Raw genomic sequence first — 19,304 nt, forward strand, 5'->3', positions numbered from 1 at the left:
TATTTTTCTAACTGAATTGGTAGTTCGATAGGCGCGGGTATTAGTACCGGAGGCTGGAACGTTAATACAAGTGTCAATAAAGGCAGTGGCTTCGAAAAGGGTGATAGCCAATTCTACACAGATACCGAAGTTAATGCAGGCAAGCAACTGACCCTAAATAGCGGCAAAGACACCACATTAACTGGCGCTCAAGTTAATGGTGAAACGGTGAAAGCCAATGTGGGTGGTGATTTAACGTTATCGAGCCAACAAGCGACGGACAAGTATGATTCACAGCAGAAAGGTGGTGGCTTGTCTGGCAGTATTGGTAGTGGGCTAAAGACCACCGTATCGGTGAATGCTAACAAAACAGATATGCACAGTGACTATCAATCGGTGGATAAGCAAACAGGTATCAACGCAGGTAAAGGTGGTTTTGATATCACAGTTGGTAATCATACACAACTTGATGGTGCTGTGATCAGCAGCGCAGCAGAAGCAGATAAAAACAAGCTGGATACTGGTACATTAGGTTTTGGCAATATTAAAAATAAAGCTGAGTATAAAGTGGATAGCCAAAGTGGTGGCTTCAGTTCAGGTGGAACACCGTTTACAGACCAACTTGCGGGTAATGCCGCTGGCTCGCTACTCACCAATGTTAATAACAAAGGCGAAGCGAGTAATACGACACAGTCAGCAGTGTCGGAAGGCCAGCTAATCATTCGAGATAAAGCAAATCAGAAGCAAGACATCAAGGAATTAAGTCGAGATACGACGCATGCCCATGAAAAACTTGATACGATTTTCGATAAAGAGAAAGAACAAAAACGGATAGAAAAAACGCAGTTAATTGGTGAATTGGGTAGGCAAATCACTGATATTGCAGTGACGGACGCGACAATCACTGCTACGAAGAAGGTAAACGAAAACAATCCAACCTTAAGCGGTAAAGAGCGTGAAGAGGCGATTCAAGCTGAAATCAAAGGCTCTGGCTGGCAAATTGGTGGGGACAAACGTCGCATAGTCGAGTCGGGTACAGCCCTAATTCAAGGTTTGGTAAATGGTGATGTAAATAAAGCGGTAGCGAATGCGAGCGCACCGTATATTGCGAATGAAATCGCCAAAAAACATTGGAGAAGATAATAAAGCAGGGCGTTTGGCGGCACATAGTATTGCTAATGCTGCACTAGCATTAGCCAAAGGTGAAAATGCAGGTGCTCAATCTTTCGGTGCAATGACAGCCGAAGCAGTAGGAATGTTGTCAAAAGAGCTCTATAATAAACAACCAAGTGAACTGAGTGAAGATGAAAAAGCGACAGTCAGTGCATTTGCAAGTTTGGCGGCAGGCCTTGCGGGTAATTTAGTGGGGGGAGATACTTCAAGCGCAGTCAATGCCGCAGAGGCAGGTAAGACGACGATCGAGAATAACTTTTTATCAGCGACAAAAAATGAAAAGTTGATGAAAGCCCTTGATGATCAAAAGGAAGGTAAAAATCTCCTACAAGCCTCTCAAAATATCGTCTACCTCATCAATGAAGATCGTGCGAGTAATGCGTTACTTGAGCAATATCGCAATGGCCAATTAAATGAAAGCCAACAACAAGACTTAGCAAATCAACTCAATCAGTACGGCTATGAGCTGCAAACGGTGTATGGATTTAGTGAAACAGAGGCAAAGGCAGCTATTCAGAATCTTGTTAATGGTGGTGCATTCGTTGCCGCTTATGCAGATGCGAAAGCGTATAACGAGGCACTTAGTTACTTAAAAATGTATGGCGTTTAATCGGGACAAGCTGCTGTTGGTGCTGATGCGCTGGTTGCATTACCTGGTGTGCCTGGCTCAATTATTCGGGGTACACTCGTTGCGGGAGGCTCTTACCAAACAGGAACAGGGATCGGTCAAGTTATTGAGGGTAATTATACAGAAGGTGGAATTAATATTGGCCTTGGCTCTTTAGCTGTCTTTGGTGGTATTGCAGGCAATAAAGTGGTTGAAAAACCGACAGGTGGGATAATTTCTCCAGAAACAAATGTTTGGCAAACAGGGACGATAGGAAACGCCATCCCGAAATCAGAAGGCTCATTAACTGGGCATGTCACTAAAACAACGCCTCAAATGACAAAAGAAAATATCCGCTCACTCAATCGAGAAAATGAAAGTGCACAGATATTATCGAAGTCAGGCTTCCATGTAGAACAAAACCCTATTATTGCCGGTAAAAAAGACCCTGATTACAGAATCAATGGCGAAATCTTTGATAACTATGCACCTAAGTCAGGAAGCGTTCGAAATATCTGGACAGAAGTAAAAGGTAAGATAAATGAAGGGCAGACTAATAATGTAGTTATTAATATGTCTGACACTAAAGTATCAGCCCCTGAACTTCAGCAGCAGTTTACAAAATGGCCAATAATGGGGTTAGATAAGCTCATTATCATTGATAAAACTGGCAATGCAATCAGAGTTAAGTGAGGAAACATGTCCATAGATTTGAGATGCTATACGACATTATCTGTCGGTGAATTACAGAAAAAACTGGATATTTTTCTGGCTAATTACCCTGAAATCTTTCCAAAACACTATATTTTATATAAAGCTAGAGATTTAGAGCAGTTTGATAAAGAAATTTCAAACGAATTTGGCCTAGATCCTAAGTCCTATTTTTACATTAGCGTGTCTAATAAGTTACTTGAAATATGTACAAATAAAATCGCTAGTTTAGTGAAAGATGAACTAGGAAAAGACAATGTGATCGTTCTACACAATGGTGAAGATTTAATATAAACAAGATCCCAGTACTATACTGGGATCTCTTTAATTATTTTACTCACTCTCAGCCAACTGGATGATCAGTTGTCCCGCTTGGCGGGTGAGGGTAAAGTGACTGCCTACCGTAAACCCAAGCTCATTCAGCCACTTACTACTGATAATCAGCTGTGGGCTGGGGTTCGGGCGCTATCGGTTAGGCAAGTACTCCACTGTATACTGTCTTGATTTTACAGCCTCCTGCCTAGCTTTTCCTTTACAACGCTCTTAGCGAGTGGCTCTGACAAAAAAATGTTGAGGCTACAGAAGATGATGAACTGAACTTTTACTTTTATGAAATGCCAGCTCTATACTGGCTAAATGAGCTTGGTGAATATGTTGGATTGCAGCTTTACTACTAACGTTGATTCAGTATTGTATAAGTTTTTTGTTAACAGGTTTTATCGATACCGTTTAATAATTAATGTTATGGGTATATCTGACTTTGAGGTGGAAAAAGAGACTAAACAAAGTAGTGATGGTTGAACCACCACTACGTGTGGATCATGTCACTTACTAATCATCAGGGTTATCCATCACATTATGTCGTTCATGATGATAGCCTTCCTCATCATAACCGTAGCGCCAGTATGGAATGGCATAAATACTTTCGCGATTGAATCCTTTTTCTCGGCGGATATAACGGCGTAAATCACGAATAATTTGATCTTCGCCTGCAATCCAAAACGAAGCATCTTCTGTTGGTATATCCCAAGATTTGAATGTGCTGATTAGTTCAGCAGTTTTATTGATATCACCACAAATCCACGTTACATCAATACCCGCTGGTTTGCTGAGTTCACGAACATCATTTGAATTATCGAGTCGTAATACCACTTTCCCTGTTGCGGTTGCAGGCATTTTTTCAAGGAGAGCTGCAATGGCGGGGAGTGAACTGGAGTCACCAGCCATAAAATAGTGTTGGGTGTGTGGCAGTAGTGGGTCAGGTCCTCCCGGATTGGTGATACCCATCCAATGGCCTTGCTCTGCATCACGGGCAAACAAATAAGCAGGGCCTGTTGCGCCATCATGCATCGCAAATTCGATATCGATTTCTTTTATTTCAGGGCGAATAGAGCGTACGGTATAAGTCCGTACAAATGGGCGCGGCTTATCTTCTGGCCAGCTACGGCCATTTTCAGTTAATACGGGTAAGGCTGGTTCACTTTTGAGATCAGGCGCGAGGAAAATTTTGATATGACCACCTTCACACTGAGTTGGGTAATCACTAAGTCGTTCCCCAGTGAATGTGATGCTACGGATTGAAGGGCTGATATCGGTAATGGATTTAACCTGAATAAGCTGTGGTGGCGCCGGGCGGTATATGTTTTTCTCGACTGGTTTTTCACTAGCCACTGGCGAGCTCCTTTATATAAATGATAATGATAAAATTATTATTTGCTAACTGTTATCATTATCATATCATGCTTTGGCAGAATAGAAATAAGTGTGAGTAAAACATTTTGCTCTTTAATGATAGGCAAAAAAATGCCGCACTAGCCCAGCAAGTACGGCATATATTGTGAAAGCTTATTTGACTTTCATTCCAGCGGCGGTCATCAGCAGCCTAAACACGGAAGAGAAGGCAAATAATACCAATACACTTCCTAGCCAAAGCACTGCCATCCAACCTATTTTTTTCCACCACGGTGATGGTATCGTTTGATCAGTGGTAGCCTTGCTCTGGGGTAATTTTTCCTCTGAAGACATAGTAACTCCAATAGGTATAAACCAATATAACAGGGATAATAAATAGCGCACCAACTAGCATGAAACCTAAGCTTTCCATTGGCCCGGCGGCATCACGAAAGCTAATTGCAGGTGGAATGAGATTTGGCCAAACACTGATCCCTAACCCAGTAAAACCAAGGAAAATAAGCAGTAATGCAGATAGAAAAGGAACACTGTCCGACTTTTGCTGCTTTGCACTTTTTAACATAACCCAAACACATCCCAACACTAATAGTGGAACAGGTAAAAAGAAGAAAAGATTGGGTAAGCTAAACCAGCGACTATAAATGGCGCTATTGAGGACGGGAGTCCATGCACTGATCACAGCAATAATTGCTAACATAATCAATGTTAATGGACGCAGTAACCGATACATGGTAGTGCGTAAATGCCCCTCAGTTTTCATGATCAGCCAGCCACAAGCAAGTAATGCATAGGCGACGACTAAGCCAAAACCACAAAATAATGGGAAAGGAGAGAACCAATCAAAATATCCGCCCATATAAACGCGATTTTCGACATGGAATCCTTGAATAAAAGCACCAACAACGACACCTTGCACAAAAGTGGCAAAAATTGAGCCCCAAATAAAGGCATGATCCCAATGTTTACGGTGTGACTCATCGGCTCTGAATCGAAACTCGAATGCGACGCCTCTAAAAATCAGTGCAAGCAGCATGAAGGTTAAAGGAATTGACAGTGTATCAAGGACGATCGCATAAGCTAATGGAAATGCCCCAAACAAAGCGGCTCCACCGAGCACTAGCCAAGTTTCATTACCGTCCCAGACAGGGGCAACACTGTTCATCATTAAATCACGATCTTGGCTATCTTTAAGGGCTGGATAGAGGATACCGATCCCTAAATCAAAACCGTCCATCACAATATACATCAAAATACTGAATACAATGATGACAAACCAAATTAGCGGTAAATCAATGCCCATGAGTTGTCTCCTGTTGAATGCCTTTACGAATTAATTTCATCATGTACATATAACCAATTCCAAATACTCCGCCGTATACTGCAAAAAAGGCAAGTAGGCTGATACTCATATGCATTTTACCATGGGCACTCACAGCATCTGATGTTCGTTGCAAGCCATACACAACCCATGGCTGACGACCAATTTCAGTGGTAAACCAACCAGCTAGAATGGCAATTAACCCTGATGGTGCCATGACGAACACGAAACGTAAGAATGTTTTAGAGTCATAGAGTCTTTTGCGGTAGCGTAACCAAAGTCCCCAAACACCCGTTGCGATCATCAACATGCCAAGACCAACCATGATGCGGAATGACCAAAACACCATAAATACATTTGGCCTGTCTTCCGGTGGGTAATCTTTTAAGGCAGGGACTTGCTTATCAAGGCTATGGGTTAAAATGATGCTAGCTAAATAAGGGATCTCAATTGCATATTCAGTTTTTTCCTTTTCCATATTTGGAATACCAAATAAGATCAATGGCGTTGCTTCACCCGGTTTATTTTCCCAGTGTCCTTCCATTGCGGCGACTTTGACAGGCTGGTGTTTTAAGGTATTTAGCCCATGAGCATCGCCAATGAGAGCTTGAATGGGTGCTAAAATTAAAATTAGCCATAAAGACATAGAAAACATTTTCTTCATCGCTGAAGACTTATTGCCTTTTAGCAGATGCCATGCGCCAGAAGCTCCAATAAAAAATGCAGCGGCAAGGAATGCTGCGGTTGTCATATGAAGCAAACGATATGGGAACGATGGATTGAAAATAACCGCTAACCAATCAACAGGTACTATGCGGTTATCCACTATTTCAAACCCTTGTGGAGTTTGCATAAAACTGTTGGATGCAAGGATCCAAAAGGTAGAGATGATTGTTCCTAGAGCAACCATGCATGTCGCAAAAAAGTGGAGTTTTTCACCCACTCGCTGCATACCAAATAGCATGACACCAAGGAAACCAGCTTCGAGGAAGAATGCTGTCAACACTTCATAGGTGAGCAGTGGGCCAGTCACGCTGCCCGCAAAATCGGAAAAGAAGCTCCAGTTGGTACCAAATTGGTATGCCATTACTAAGCCAGAAACAACGCCCATACCAAAATTGACAGCGAAGACTTTTGACCAGAAATGAAACAATTTTATGTAGTCGTCATCTCGTGTTTTCAACCATAGTCCTTCGAGTACAGCCAAAAAACTGGCTAAACCGATGGTGATAGCTGGGAAAATAATATGGAACGAAACCGTAAATGCAAATTGTATACGGGCTAGTTCCAGCGCAGTTAGTCCAAACATATTGACCCCTGATTGGAGTTGATCGTATGCACATGACAATTTCACTTTTTGCAGCCGGTAGGTGTAGTGCGTTCCTTGGCAAAAAACCGATAGCAGCGACTGTTCGACGAAACGGCAAACTGAGTAAAAATGTTTTGTGCTTATAGTTAAAAAATTCAGGTGAATGTATGGATAAGTAAAACATGAGAAGATAAACTATAATAGTAACAATTTTTCAGTTATTAACTATAACAGTTGAGGCGGATATGACGCGATATGAACAACTGGCTGCACAAATACGTCAACAGATAGAGGATAATATCTGGCAGGTTGGCGATAGGTTACCGTCACTTAGGGAAAGTGTGAAGCAATCAGGTTTAAGCCTTATGACAGTAGTGCAGGCTTACCAATTACTTGAAAGCCAAGGCTGGATCGGTGCAAGACCACAATCAGGCTACTATGTTGCGCGTAGAAATACCAACTTTGCCGCTGCGAAAGGGGGAAAGGGCCTACATTTGAATGAAAATGTAGAAATTAATGCATCAATTTTTGGTGTACTACAGGCCTGTAAAGATCCTGATATTATCCCATTTGGTTCAGCATTTCCTGAACCTGCACTACTTGATGAACCGAAATTAGGTAAAAGCCTTGCATCAGTGGCTCGACGCTTAGCTCGATTTAATACCACCGCAAACCTGCCACCAGGAAATGAGCAACTGCGTCGTAATATCGCTCAACGTTATGCAAGCCAAGGCATCCATGTCGCTCCTGATGAAATTGTTATCACTGCTGGTGCAATGGAGTCTTTGGTACTTAGTTTACAATCTGTTACCCAACCAGGTGATTGGGTGGTGATTGAATCACCTGCTTTTTATGGGTCATTACAGGCTATTGAACGTTTAAAACTAAAAGCCATTGCCATTAAAACTGATCCATTGTTTGGTATTGATTTAGATGCGCTAGAAGGCATTGCTGCAAAATATCCAATTAAAGCGTGTTGGTTAATGACGCATTATCAAAACCCATTAGGTGGTACGATGCCACCTGCAAATAAAAAGCGTTTGGTAGATATCCTTAATAAAAACCAAATTGCTCTGATTGAAGATGATGTTTATGGCGAACTCTATTTTGGTAGCCAGCAACCGATCCCTGCAAAAGCGTTAGATGTAAAAGGTAATTTTTTCCATTGCTCTTCATTTTCAAAATGTTTAGCACCAGGCTATCGGGTGGGGTGGGTGGCCGCTGGGCGCCATGCGACGAAGATCCAACATCTACAAATGATGAGTACTGTCTCGGCAAGTGTGCCAACACAATTAGCGATTGCTGAATATCTCACTCAAGGGGGGTATGACAGTCACTTGCGAAAATTGCGCCAAACAATGGAACAGCGCCAACATCAGATGTTAGGGGCTATTGCACAATACATGCCATCTTCAGTAAAAGTGAATACCCCGAAAGGAGGCTATTTTCTTTGGTTGGAGTTTGAGCCACCATTTAATGCTATCCGTTTGTATCAATTAGCCTTGAAGGAAGGGATTAGTATTGCACCGGGCAGTATGTTTTCAACCAGTGATCAATTCAATCATGCTTTTAGGCTGAATACATCTTTTGCATGGAATGAGCAACTTGATCAAGCGATGAAAACATTAGGGCGCTTATGCCATATTTTAATTACAGAGAAACGCGGTTAATCACATTTTAAGTGTAAAGCCATTGCCCTGAGTAAACATGTTTGCCACTCTAACACCACGACTGGTGATGACATTTGCTCGGGGGATGTATGAAAATTAAATGTTTTGATGCCGCTGAGTTACCTATCCATGAGTGGTTAGAGGGGGATGGTGACAGCACAGAAATATTTTGTTGGCCAGTAGCATCAGACTTTTCACTTCGCGCTAGTATTGAGCACATTACTCATTCGTGTTTTTTAAACCATTATACCGAAGGTGCTCGATTGTGTATTTCCCTCGATAAAAGCGCATTATCTATCATAGATAAACATCAGTGTCAGCACACACTCAACCACATTGGTGAGAGTTATCAATCATCAGCTTGCGATGATGCAAGACTTGAACTGTTAGCGTCATCATCTCACCTATTAAACGTAGAATTTAATACGGAACGTTGGGTTGTAGAAAGCCATGTTATCACCCAAGAGCAGCGCTTACCCATTGGGCAGGCTGGCATAATGTATATTTTAGCAGGTGAATGGAGTATTTCAGGGGCGAGCTGTAAAACGTTGAAGGCTAATCAAGGTGGCTGGTGGCTACCTGACATAGGTGAAGGTGTTGTTTCACCAAACACGACAGGTAGCATGCTAATATGGGTAGCGGTTACCCCTATTAACTCGTAGCAAGGCCAATTGCTGCTAATGTTAACATACCACCAGCAACGCCATCAGTGATGCGACGGCGCTTGTCACTATAAGTATCTTTTTTATGCATTGATGCGAATACCATACCAATCACACCATAAATAGCGATGCATAAAGCGATTAAGATGGCAGATAAAATAATGGATTGTATTGCAACATGCTCAGATGAACGAATGAAATTAGGTAGAATGGCAAAATAGACTAATAATCCTTTAGGGTTAAGAAAACTAGTCAAAAAACCTTTCCCGATAATGGCATTAGATGAAGCTGGTTTTAATGCCAATTTTCCTGGTTTCATTGCTGAAAGCACCATTTTGATGGCTAAGTAGCCAACGTAGATCACCCCCACCCATTTTATAGTATTAAACAATAGTGGATAAGTAGCCACTATTGCTGCTAAGCCTAACGCTGCTAAAATAGCATGCATCATATAACCTGAAATAATGCCGCAGTTTGCTTTCCAAACAGCTGAGGATCCACTAGATATACCCTGAGAAGCGATAAATAAAATATCAGGCCCTGGTGTGCAGATGAGGGGGAGCACTGTAGCACTGAATAGGATAAGTGTTTGTAGCTCCATCGAGGCTCCTTGTATTATTGTTAGATTGGGGATTCAGTAGGTTAGCTTCGACAAAAATTATAGCGATTATGAATGAATATTGGGTTGTTTTATTGCTAATAATCAATTCTAATTTGGCAGTAAGTATCAATAATAATTAAGATAAGGGTAAATTACGCCAATAAAGTTAGCAACATCCCGCCGTAAACCTTCGCCTAATGCGGGCGGAGATATAACCAGTTTGTTTCTGAAATCAAAGGAATGCCGGAAGTTTTTGAGTGTTATTTGATGGCTGGCGAGTGTGAAGCTTTGATCCGTATCGTGACAGAAGATCTCGCATCTTACCCGCGATTTCATGCAGATCATTTAACGCAAATTGGTCGTATTCAAAGTATTAAGACTGAAGTTCCGATGGAAACAGTAGAAAGTCACATATGCGTTACTATTATAGTATGGTGAGCATGTAAGCTACTGTACAAAATTGACGGTAGCTCATTAGGTTTTGTGGTTAAACTAAGATAAATTGTGATGGAACTTTATCAGTTAACCAAACTTGGTTATCTGAAAGATAGAATTTATAGCCTAACTCATACATTTTTCGGGCTTCAATAGTTAATACAATGGGTTTACCATGGCGTGTGCCAACTGACTTGGCAGTTATTTCATCATCAGATAAATGTACATGATGGCGTGATTTTGAAATTAAACCTTTTTGGTTAATCGACTCAAGAAAACGGACTGCCGTACCGTGATAAAGGTATTGTGGTGGATACTGTTCATTTAATTCCATTATGACTTGTTGGCTAGAGTGTCCTTGAGCTGCACGTATCATGCTTTTATCTGTAGAGAGAGTGAAACGTTTTTTGTCATTTGTTACAACTATAGACTCTAATGTAGATTGATCTAGCGGATGCCCATACTGATTTGCTTGGTAGAGTAACGTATCGACAGAAACCCAACCATTAGGATCTAATTTGACCTTAATGGATTCAGGTTTGTGTCGCAAAACATAGCTTAAAAACTTACTGAGCTTTATCGTATCTTTTTGCATATTAACCCCCCCTTGTTAAGCCGAACTATCCTTATTTGCCATAATAGCGATATTTTATTACTGCTCAATTAAAAGCATAGAAGATGATAACCAAGATGCACGTAATGTCGATATTTAATTTAAGCTGTAGTTGATTGAATTAAATTGATTTATTTTACTAATGATTAAGAAGGTTAAACATATTAAACATCACTCAAATGCAATGTTTTTCAGCGAAATGTTAAATATTTATTGCTGCAAAAAGTAATTATGCAAATTAAATTAATTATCTAATTTAAAAATATAAAACAATACACTTTTTGGGTGAAAAAACGATCCCCCAGAAAAAGCTATTATTATTTAAAGTTTAATTTAAATGATAATAAAAATATAAGTATCTGTTTGTTGAATAATGATTTTCTTGATTAAAAGTAGTGAGTTTCGTACATAAATAACCAATATAATCTAAATAATTAGCAAAATCCGCCGTAAACCTTCGCCCAATGCGGGCGGAGATATAAGGCGAAAAGCCCTGAGGGCTTTTAAAAGCAATCATCAGCGCGCTTCCTGAGGGACTTTGTGGCACAATCAAATAGACGCTCCGCTGACTGACAGGGTATCTTTTTCGGAGAAACTTCGCCAAAGAACCATGCAATGGGCTCAATGAAATGGCCTTTCATCATGATAATATATGGACACTTTATCAATGAGCGCTGACAATGTTAAGAGCCACAAAAGTACGCATCTATCCGACACCAGAACAGGCGGAATACCTTAACGCCCAGTTTGGTGCCGTGCGTTTCGCGTACAACAAAGCGCTACATATCAAAAAGCACATTTATCAACACAAGGGGATCAGTTTAAGCCCACGGAAAGACCTGAAACCTCTACTGGCGATAGCTAAAAAATCGCGTCAATATTCGTGGTTGAAAGCGTATGATTCCATTGCATTGCAACAAGCCATCATCAATCTTGATATTGCGTTCTCCAATTTTTTCAACCCAAAATTGAAAACGCGTTTCCCTGTCTTTAAACGCAAACATGGTAAACAATCGAGTTATCATTGTGTTGGAGTAAAGGTGCTGGAAAATGCGGTTAAAATCCCGAAATTGGCACCGATAGAGGCCTGCCTCCATCGTGACATTGTCGGAAAAGTCAAAAGCATCACCCTGTCCAGAACGGTCACGGGCAAATACTACGCCTCCATACTTTGTGATGATGAAACTAAAGAGCCCGCGAAACCGTCGTGGGTCACCACTATCACCGGTCTGGATATGGGGTTATCCCATTACGTCATCAAATCGAATGGTGATAAGGTTGCTAACCCGCGTCATCTTATCAATGCTAGCCGAAATTTACGGCGTAAACAAAAAGCGTTATCACGTAAGCAAAAAGGCAGTGCAAATCGTGGTAAAGCTCGAAGGCAACTTGCCTATATACACGAACGGGTTGCCAATGCTCGCGCTGATTTTCAACACAAACTCTCTCGTGCAATCGTTGACGAAAACCAAGCGGTGATTGTCGAGACACTGAAGTCAGCAAATATGATGAAAAACCACGCTCTTGCCCGTGCAATAGGCGATGCGGGCTGGTGTGGATTCATCTCAAAGCTGGAATACAAAGCCGCAGAAAAAGGGGGGCATCTGGTCAAACTGGATCAATGGTTCGCCAGTTCGAAAACTTGTCACTGCTGCGGTCACAAGATGGCCGATATGCCGTTGCATCAGCGTATTTGGCAATGTAGTGAATGCGGAGTTGAACATGATCGCGATATCAATGCGGCCCTCAACATTCGACATAAAGGCATATTGGAATTACAGGCGGCGGGACTCGTCGTTTCAGCCCATGGAGGCCAGCGTAAATCCGTGATACAAACGGTAGCGGCCTGAGAAGTGGGAAGCTTCGCCGTTTACGGCGGAGAGCAGTCACAGTCGCTAGGAGCATAGATAACACTGTGACTGGCGTGAGTGAGCATAGCCACCATTTCTTAACGAAGAGCGTTACAACTTGAAGTATGACAAGTGTAGATATGCAAATTTTTCACGACACACTAAGGAAGGGATAGTATCATAATGGGTTATTAGCTTTCTTATCTTATTTATTCGGAACTTTCACTGTGACTTCATTTGCTGAACTTAACGCGCTTCCTGCGGAGCAACTCTCTAATTTAACAGAGCTGGGTTATCTAGCGATGACACCCATTCAAGAGGCTGCGTTACCTGCAATTCTTGCAGGGAAAGATGTCCGTGCACAGGCAAAAACGGGCAGTGGTAAAACAGCGGCATTTGGGCTTGGGTTATTACAACATATTGATGCTAAACAGTTTAACGCTCAATCTTTGGTGCTATGCCCAACTCGGGAATTGGCAGATCAAGTTGCTAACGAGTTACGACGTTTGGCGCGTTATTTGCCAAATATTAAAATACTCACATTGTGCGGCGGTGTGCCATTTAGTATTCAGCGTGATTCATTAATCCATGCGGCACACATTATTGTTGCGACGCCGGGTCGTTTGCTTGATCACTTAAATAAAGAAACCGTTAAACTCGATGATTTACAGACGTTAGTATTAGATGAGGCAGATCGTATGTTAGATATGGGCTTCGCTGATGATATTGACCAAGTAATTGATTATGCACCAGCTCAACGTCAAACACTGCTATTCTCAGCAACGTGGCCTGAAGCTATTACTGCAATCAGCCATCGTATTCAGCGTAATCCAATAACCATTGAAATTAATTCTGTGGATGAATTGCCAGCAGTTGAACAGCAATTCTATGAAGTTTCACGTCATGGGAAGATTAGTTTATTACAAAAACTATTGAGCCGAGAGCAACCTGCTTCTTGTGTTGTTTTCTGTAATACTAAAAAGGATTGCCAAGCGGTCTTTGATGCCTTGTCTGACAGCCATCAAAGTGTGCTCGTGTTGCATGGCGATATGGAACAACGCGATCGTGACCAAACATTAATACAGTTTGCTAATGGTAGTAGCCGTGTTTTGGTGGCAACTGATGTTGCGGCCCGTGGGTTAGATATTAAATCACTAGAGATGGTGATCAACTACGAGCTGTCATGGGATCCTGAAGTTCATGTTCATCGTATTGGCCGTACCGCCCGTGCAGGCGAAAGTGGCTTAGCTGTTAGCCTTTGTGCTCCAGAAGAAGCTCAGCGAGCAAATGCTTTAGAAGAAATGTTGAATATGAAATTAAATTGGCAAACTGTGCCTGCGGGTCTTACAATCACTCCTCTTGAAGCAACGATGGCAACACTGTGTATTGATGGTGGTAAAAAAGCCAAAATGCGTCCCGGTGATATTTTAGGTGCTTTAACTGGTGATATGGGGCTTGATGGTGCCGATATTGGTAAAATAACAATTCAACCGACTCATGCTTATGTGGCATTAAAACAATCTGTGGTTCGCCACGCGTGGAAGCAGTTGCAACAGGGTAAAATTAAAGGTAAATCCGTTAAAGTACGGTTGTTAAAATAATTTATTGGGGGAGATTATTCTCCCCAATTAATTATCTCCCGCCTAAGAAAAAACTCGAAAGTATCTAATTAAATTCATATCAAAATAGCATTGACTCAATATTCTATTACGTCATAAACTGAAATTTATCTTATGATTAAAAGAAATATTTTTATTATTAAATAATAAGGACTAAAAATAATGCTAACAAAATTATTGGATTTCTTTTTGGATATTCTAAAAGCTATTATTTTACCAAGGTTAATACCAAATACGAATAATTCTACTATTAAGATTACAGGTGATGAGCCTGATGAACATAAAAGTAGAAAAATTGCGCATAATGAACGTGTTGATTATAAAAAAATCACTGGTGTTAATAATGCATGGGCACAAAAGGAGGTCATAAAGCTCTGTGATAGCAATACTGATGTTCCAAGGCATGACTATTTTGCTATTTTTGATAGCTACCTTAAAAGGTGTAAATTAACCAATCAACTTATATTTGATGAAAATAAAGTTAAGTTTAATAGAAAGGAAAGTATGGCTGCTTATTTTATTGCAAGTGCAATGTTTATATTGTGTGCAATATTATTTTGGGAAGAAGGTGCAGCTGTTCACAGTATTTTTTTGATCGCACTATTAGGTTCTATCGGCGTTATCGCTTTTATTGGGTGCCTCCGTTTGTCGCCGCCTTCTGATAGGAAAATCAAAGAAGCCAAAGGTTTTATAGAAGATTATTATCAATCAGTGCGAGAAAATAAATCTGAGTGAAAGTTATGACTTTTTTTTCAGGATATAGCATGATGTCGATCACTAAAGCCTTTTAATGATAGTTACTATTTAATAATAGGTAAAACCAATGAAAATAGCACTGATCGGTTCAGGGAAAATCATTATGTCTGCACTTGATGCATTAACACATGTGCAAGGGATAGAGGTGGCTGCGCTATGTGTTCGAGCATCAAGTGTTGAGAAAGGTAAGTCAATTTGCCAGCAGTTTGCGATTCAAAAATTGTATACCGACTACGAAGAGCTACTGCATGATCCATTAGTTGAAGTGGTATATATCGGCCTGCCAAATCATTTGCATTATGACTATACGTATAAGGCACTAATGGCTGATAAGCATGTTATTTGTGAAAAACCATTCACTCCACAATGGCAGCAGCTGCAAGAACTGGTTGAGCTATCTCATCAACGAGGGCTTTATTTGTTTGAAGCCATTACAGCTATCCATACGCCAGGCTTTCACTTTATTCAGCAAAATCTTGAGAAAATTGGTGATATAAAAGTTATTCAAGGTAATTATTCGCAATATTCTAGTCGATATGATGATTACTTACTCGGTAATGTTCATGCGGCCTTCGATCCAAAGCAAGCTGGCGGTGCTTTGTATGATATTAATCTCTATAACATTTATGTATTAACTGCGCTCATGGGAGCACCAGATAGTAGCCACTATATTTGTAATAAAGGGCATAATGGGATTGATACCTCAGGAATTGTCACATTCCAGTTTGGTTCAGCGATAGCAACATGCACCGGTGCCAAAGATTCAGCCAGTCAAGGATATTTTATTATTCAAGGTACAAAAGGCTATATTCGAGTAGAAGGTGCGCCAAGCCTGTGCCAGTCAGTTGAAGCCTGTATCGATGGTAAGATAACAAAGGTTGCTGAAAATGAACTCACAAACTTTATGATCTTTGAGTTTGCATTTTTCCGTGATCAATTGGCCTCGAAACGGTTTGAAAAATGTCATGAGTTACTTGGATTGGCAATAATCGTTTCAAAAATATTAACAACATCAAGAAATGATGTTGGGATAACATTTGAATAAAATATTTAATTAAAAGCCATTGAGAGCGTCTTATTATTACTATCAATGGCTTATTGTTAATATTTAAAATGAATACAGTGATTGAACAGATTTACCGAGTTTTTGTGCCAACTCTGATGCGGCGTATCTGTCCATAACAATTTCAATGTAGGATGCGGTATCTATTGATTCTGCAATAGTTATTACAGCATCTAACTCATCGCATGTAGTGACTTGCGCGCAGTGCCAATTTTGGCAACCAAGTGCTTCTGGTAATTGCACATAATTCCATTTTGGCAGGTCGTTATAATAAGCTTCTGGATCTTTACAAAGTAACCGCTCAATTAAATATCCATCATTATTCAACACGAAAATAATTGGTTTTAGTCCAAAACGAGCAAATTGGCTAATTTCTTGGGCGGTGAGTTGATGTGAACCTTCACCTGTTATGAGAATGATGCGACGATTAGGCTCTGCGATCGCAGCTCCGAACGCCGCTGGTGTTGCCCAGCCAATAGAACCCCACAGTGTCTGGTTGTGAAATTGTGCATTATGAGGGAGGAGTGCAAAACCAAGCCCCATAGAAGCAGTGCCAGTTTCGGCGATAATGATATCGTCTTCTCGGAACATTTTTTCAAATCTAGGATAGAGGTATTTTGCCGTAATTTTCCCATCATCACCTTGAACTGGCTCGCCAAGTCCCTTTGCCTTAATACCTTGATGTTGTAAAGAAGGAACGCATTGCTTTAATTGTTCTAATACATCTTTCATATAGACTTGCGGGTAAACGGCAGAACCCACTTTGACATGATCCGCAAGAATATTAATACTATTTTCAGGTTTGATGGTTGCAGTAAAGCTCCCTGAATTAAAATCCGTTAGTGCAGCACCAATGCCAATAATGCAATCACAGTTTTCAATAAACTCTCCAATTTCGGGGTTCATCAGTTTCCCATTATAGATCCCCATATAGGTCGAATTAGATTCGCTGACGATACTTTTATCCATAAACATAGTGGCATAAGGTAATCCTGTTTTATTAATAATATCTTGAACGTCATTGGCATAACCTAATCGTGCACTCAAGATCCCTGGGATTATACAGGCTTTGTTACTTGAGTTTAGTTTTTCTAGAATAGCAGCAACGGAGGCTAATAACGACTCGCTATTACTTTTATGCATAACTACGGCGGCATTGTTTTTATCTGCTATAACAGGCATGACGGCATAATCAGAGGGTATCCCAATATAAACAGGGCGGCGCTCATGAAGAGCGGTGGTGATTAAGCGCTTGGTTTCGGCAATACAGTTTTCGGGGGTGAGGATCGCGTGCGCACAACTGATATGTTGGCTCATTTGATAAAAGACATCAAAATCACCATTACCGAGCGTGTGATGCACAAGCCGATGATTTTTCTGTACGCCACTTACAGGCATCCCCACTAAATGGAATATAGGCAAGTGCTCTGCATATGATCCTGCAATACCATTTAAAGCGCTTAATTCGCCAACACCAAAGGTTGTTGATAGTGCCGCACTACCTTTGATTCGTGCATAGCCATCAGCAGCATATGAGGCGTTCAGTTCATTACAATTGCCGATCCAACGCATGTTTTCACTTGCACAGACTGCGTCTTCAATGGGAAATGCATAGTCTCCAGCAACACCAAAAACTTCATTGATCCCGATTTCATGTAAGCAGGCTAAAACGTATTCGATGACTGTCTTGTTCATTATATTACCTCTAATGATTTTGACGGTTGATAATTCTATTATCTATTCGTTTTAGCGCGAATGTGACTTTTATGGAAATCATTTATAATCATCCTATCTATAACTAAAAATCATAGCGAGATAAGAATGGATATACGCTCATTACGCTACTTTGTTGAGGTTGTGAGGTTTAATGGGTTTAGCCGAGCAGCTGAAAGTTTGTTTGTTACACAACCGGCTATTAGTCGGAGCATTCAAAAACTTGAACAAGAACTTGGTTATAAATTATTAGTTAGGGAGGTTGATGGTGTTAGCCTTACTGATGAAGGTGAAATATTATTGACTCATGCTAAGCAAATCCTTACGCAATTCAGCCAAATGAATAAGGCATTAAAAGAGAAGTCAGGTCCATTAGAGGGCGTTTTACATGTAGGATTACCCCCTGTTATCGCTTCAACTTATTTTGCTGACGTCATATTAGCCTTCAGCCAACGTTATCCTTTAGTAGAATTAAAAATTATTGAGTTAGGAACGCGTAAAATGATTGACGCAATGTTGAATGGTGACGTGGAAACGGCGGCGGTGATGTTACCACTTGATGATGAGCGCTTTGATCTACGTGCTTTCTCGACAGATCGTCTAATGCTATTAGTCAGCGACCAACATCCTTTATCACAGCGTCATTCAGTTAAGTTTAAAGAACTGATTAATGAGCCATTTATTTTTTTCTCTGATGATTTTCGAATTAATGAATTAGTTACCAGTGCTTGCGGCATTTATGGTAAGAAGCCAATGATTGCAAGCCGCAGTAGCCATCTTGATTTAGTCACAGCCATGGTGAGGGCAGGTGTAGGTATTACATTACTTCCTGATAGTATGTGGAATAAAACAAGAGCAGATGGTTTATCAATTATTCCAGTGATTGAACCCGTACTTTGTTATGAATTAGCATTAGCTACCTTAAAAAGTGGTTCGCAAACCCGTAGAGCAAAAGCGTGGAATGATTTGTCAATGAAAATGTTGAGTATCCAATAGAAAATAAACCTCAGTTGGCCGTAGCGCAATATGGGATAAGGAGGGAGCTCTGTTGGTAACTGCACCAGAAGATAAAGATTGTATTGTTATAGCGAATATTGGAAATGTTAGTAATAAAACCACGGTTATTGCTCTCTAAGGTCTCAATCAGTTAATGAAAAATATAAGGATCACTGAGAACCGAGGGTGTTAATAGTAGAGATCATTTATTTGATTGAGCTCAAAGCTTCTTAGGAAAAAATCGAAGAAGCGCCAGCAGTGATTTCTTGAAAGGCATTGAAGTGATAGCAGTGTGATTCATCGCCATTTGAAGCAGAAGAAACAACGCAAGTACGCATTATCGACATTAACAAAAGCAGGCGTTTTATTGGCAGATAGTGATAAAAAATACAGTACCGTACCTATTCGTTATCAGAATAAGGTGATGAGTCGCCGTTACTGCTTCAATATCTAAATAAGGCAATTTGCTCGCATACCGTTGATACCAAGCCCCATCAAGGGGCGGTTTTTTGAAGTGCAACGCAGGCTTGTTGTAAT

The 19,304-nt window shown here is 40.7% G+C and carries 19 protein-coding genes and 1 pseudogene; 12 read left to right on the forward strand and 8 right to left on the reverse strand.

What is annotated here, in order from left to right; genetic code table 11:
- Positions 1-39: 39 nt before the first annotated feature.
- Genes AC3Z9T_RS11450 through AC3Z9T_RS11465 form a run of 4 tightly spaced genes read left to right on the forward strand, consistent with a single transcriptional unit; the run spans position 40 to position 2,764 of the window.
- On the forward strand, positions 40-1,122 hold the full coding sequence (locus AC3Z9T_RS11450; RefSeq protein WP_490126284.1) for a hemagglutinin repeat-containing protein: 1,083 nt from the start codon (positions 40-42) through the stop codon (positions 1,120-1,122).
- A complete protein-coding gene (locus AC3Z9T_RS11455; RefSeq protein ID WP_490126246.1) occupies positions 1,091-1,762 on the forward strand; it encodes a VENN motif pre-toxin domain-containing protein in 672 nt (223 codons plus the stop codon). Before AC3Z9T_RS11450 ends, AC3Z9T_RS11455 begins: the two co-directional genes overlap by 32 nt.
- A gap of 48 nt (positions 1,763-1,810) precedes the next feature.
- On the forward strand, positions 1,811-2,452 hold the full coding sequence (locus tag AC3Z9T_RS11460; protein WP_490126247.1) for a CdiA C-terminal domain-containing protein: 642 nt from the start codon (positions 1,811-1,813) through the stop codon (positions 2,450-2,452).
- A 6-nt stretch (positions 2,453-2,458) separates the two neighbouring features.
- Positions 2,459-2,764: a hypothetical protein gene (locus AC3Z9T_RS11465; RefSeq protein ID WP_490126248.1), complete on the forward strand. Its 306-nt coding sequence runs from the start codon at positions 2,459-2,461 to the stop codon at positions 2,762-2,764.
- Between the two features lie 39 nt (positions 2,765-2,803).
- Here the strand turns inward: AC3Z9T_RS11465 and AC3Z9T_RS11470 are convergent.
- The 5 genes and pseudogenes from AC3Z9T_RS11470 to AC3Z9T_RS11490 all read right to left on the reverse strand — a co-directional run.
- Positions 2,804-2,917: pseudogene (locus AC3Z9T_RS11470) on the reverse strand (SymE family type I addiction module toxin); the annotation flags it as partial.
- 384 nt (positions 2,918-3,301) lie between these two features.
- The gene (locus AC3Z9T_RS11475; protein WP_490126249.1) at positions 3,302-4,141 is read right to left on the reverse strand and encodes a siderophore-interacting protein; all 840 of its coding nucleotides are present in this window, start codon (positions 4,139-4,141) and stop codon (positions 3,302-3,304) included.
- 174 nt (positions 4,142-4,315) lie between these two features.
- Complete coding sequence (locus AC3Z9T_RS11480; RefSeq protein ID WP_490126250.1) at positions 4,316-4,495, reverse strand: DUF2474 domain-containing protein; 180 nt, start codon at positions 4,493-4,495, stop codon at positions 4,316-4,318.
- On the reverse strand, positions 4,452-5,462 hold the full coding sequence (cydB, locus tag AC3Z9T_RS11485) for a cytochrome d ubiquinol oxidase subunit II (protein WP_490126251.1): 1,011 nt from the start codon (positions 5,460-5,462) through the stop codon (positions 4,452-4,454). Before cydB ends, AC3Z9T_RS11480 begins: the two co-directional genes overlap by 44 nt.
- A complete protein-coding gene (locus AC3Z9T_RS11490; RefSeq protein WP_490126252.1) occupies positions 5,452-6,789 on the reverse strand; it encodes a cytochrome ubiquinol oxidase subunit I in 1,338 nt (445 codons plus the stop codon). The genes cydB and AC3Z9T_RS11490 overlap by 11 nt, the downstream gene beginning before the upstream one ends.
- Positions 6,790-7,034: 245 nt before the next feature.
- Between AC3Z9T_RS11490 and AC3Z9T_RS11495 the strand changes: the two genes are divergently transcribed.
- Positions 7,035-8,459, forward strand: coding sequence for an aminotransferase-like domain-containing protein (locus AC3Z9T_RS11495; protein ID WP_490126253.1), 1,425 nt, complete (start codon positions 7,035-7,037; stop codon positions 8,457-8,459).
- An 89-nt stretch (positions 8,460-8,548) separates the two neighbouring features.
- Positions 8,549-9,121: a HutD family protein gene (locus tag AC3Z9T_RS11500; protein ID WP_490126254.1), complete on the forward strand. Its 573-nt coding sequence runs from the start codon at positions 8,549-8,551 to the stop codon at positions 9,119-9,121.
- Here the strand turns inward: AC3Z9T_RS11500 and AC3Z9T_RS11505 are convergent.
- Complete coding sequence (locus AC3Z9T_RS11505; RefSeq protein WP_490126255.1) at positions 9,111-9,722, reverse strand: LysE family translocator; 612 nt, start codon at positions 9,720-9,722, stop codon at positions 9,111-9,113. The genes AC3Z9T_RS11500 and AC3Z9T_RS11505 overlap by 11 nt on opposite strands.
- Positions 9,723-9,989: 267 nt before the next feature.
- On the opposite strand from AC3Z9T_RS11505, the gene AC3Z9T_RS11510 reads away from it, so the two are divergent.
- The gene (locus tag AC3Z9T_RS11510; RefSeq protein WP_490126256.1) at positions 9,990-10,160 is read left to right on the forward strand and encodes an Lrp/AsnC ligand binding domain-containing protein; all 171 of its coding nucleotides are present in this window, start codon (positions 9,990-9,992) and stop codon (positions 10,158-10,160) included.
- A gap of 49 nt (positions 10,161-10,209) precedes the next feature.
- On the opposite strand, the gene AC3Z9T_RS11515 is transcribed toward AC3Z9T_RS11510, so the two are convergent.
- The gene (locus AC3Z9T_RS11515) at positions 10,210-10,752 is read right to left on the reverse strand and encodes an RNA 2'-phosphotransferase (RefSeq protein WP_490126257.1); all 543 of its coding nucleotides are present in this window, start codon (positions 10,750-10,752) and stop codon (positions 10,210-10,212) included.
- A gap of 698 nt (positions 10,753-11,450) precedes the next feature.
- Here AC3Z9T_RS11515 and AC3Z9T_RS11520 point away from each other — a divergent pair.
- The 4 genes from AC3Z9T_RS11520 (at position 11,451) to AC3Z9T_RS11535 (ending at position 16,040) form a co-directional block, all read left to right on the forward strand.
- On the forward strand, positions 11,451-12,620 hold the full coding sequence (locus tag AC3Z9T_RS11520) for an RNA-guided endonuclease InsQ/TnpB family protein (protein ID WP_490126258.1): 1,170 nt from the start codon (positions 11,451-11,453) through the stop codon (positions 12,618-12,620).
- A gap of 227 nt (positions 12,621-12,847) precedes the next feature.
- Positions 12,848-14,221 (forward strand): ATP-dependent RNA helicase DbpA, encoded by a 1,374-nt coding sequence (dbpA, locus tag AC3Z9T_RS11525; protein WP_490126259.1) that lies wholly within the window; start codon positions 12,848-12,850, stop codon positions 14,219-14,221.
- Between the two features lie 180 nt (positions 14,222-14,401).
- Positions 14,402-14,974: a hypothetical protein gene (locus AC3Z9T_RS11530; RefSeq protein WP_490126260.1), complete on the forward strand. Its 573-nt coding sequence runs from the start codon at positions 14,402-14,404 to the stop codon at positions 14,972-14,974.
- A gap of 88 nt (positions 14,975-15,062) precedes the next feature.
- Entirely contained in the window at positions 15,063-16,040 is a 978-nt protein-coding gene (locus AC3Z9T_RS11535) for a Gfo/Idh/MocA family protein (RefSeq protein ID WP_490126261.1), read from the forward strand.
- 63 nt (positions 16,041-16,103) lie between these two features.
- Here AC3Z9T_RS11535 and AC3Z9T_RS11540 read toward each other — a convergent pair whose 3' ends face one another.
- Entirely contained in the window at positions 16,104-17,753 is a 1,650-nt protein-coding gene (locus tag AC3Z9T_RS11540) for an alpha-keto acid decarboxylase family protein (RefSeq protein ID WP_490126262.1), read from the reverse strand.
- Between the two features lie 126 nt (positions 17,754-17,879).
- Between AC3Z9T_RS11540 and AC3Z9T_RS11545 the strand changes: the two genes are divergently transcribed.
- Positions 17,880-18,767: a LysR family transcriptional regulator gene (locus AC3Z9T_RS11545; RefSeq protein WP_490126263.1), complete on the forward strand. Its 888-nt coding sequence runs from the start codon at positions 17,880-17,882 to the stop codon at positions 18,765-18,767.
- Positions 18,768-19,304: the final 537 nt, after the last annotated feature.

The organism is Providencia sp. 6390 (assembly GCF_058148425.1).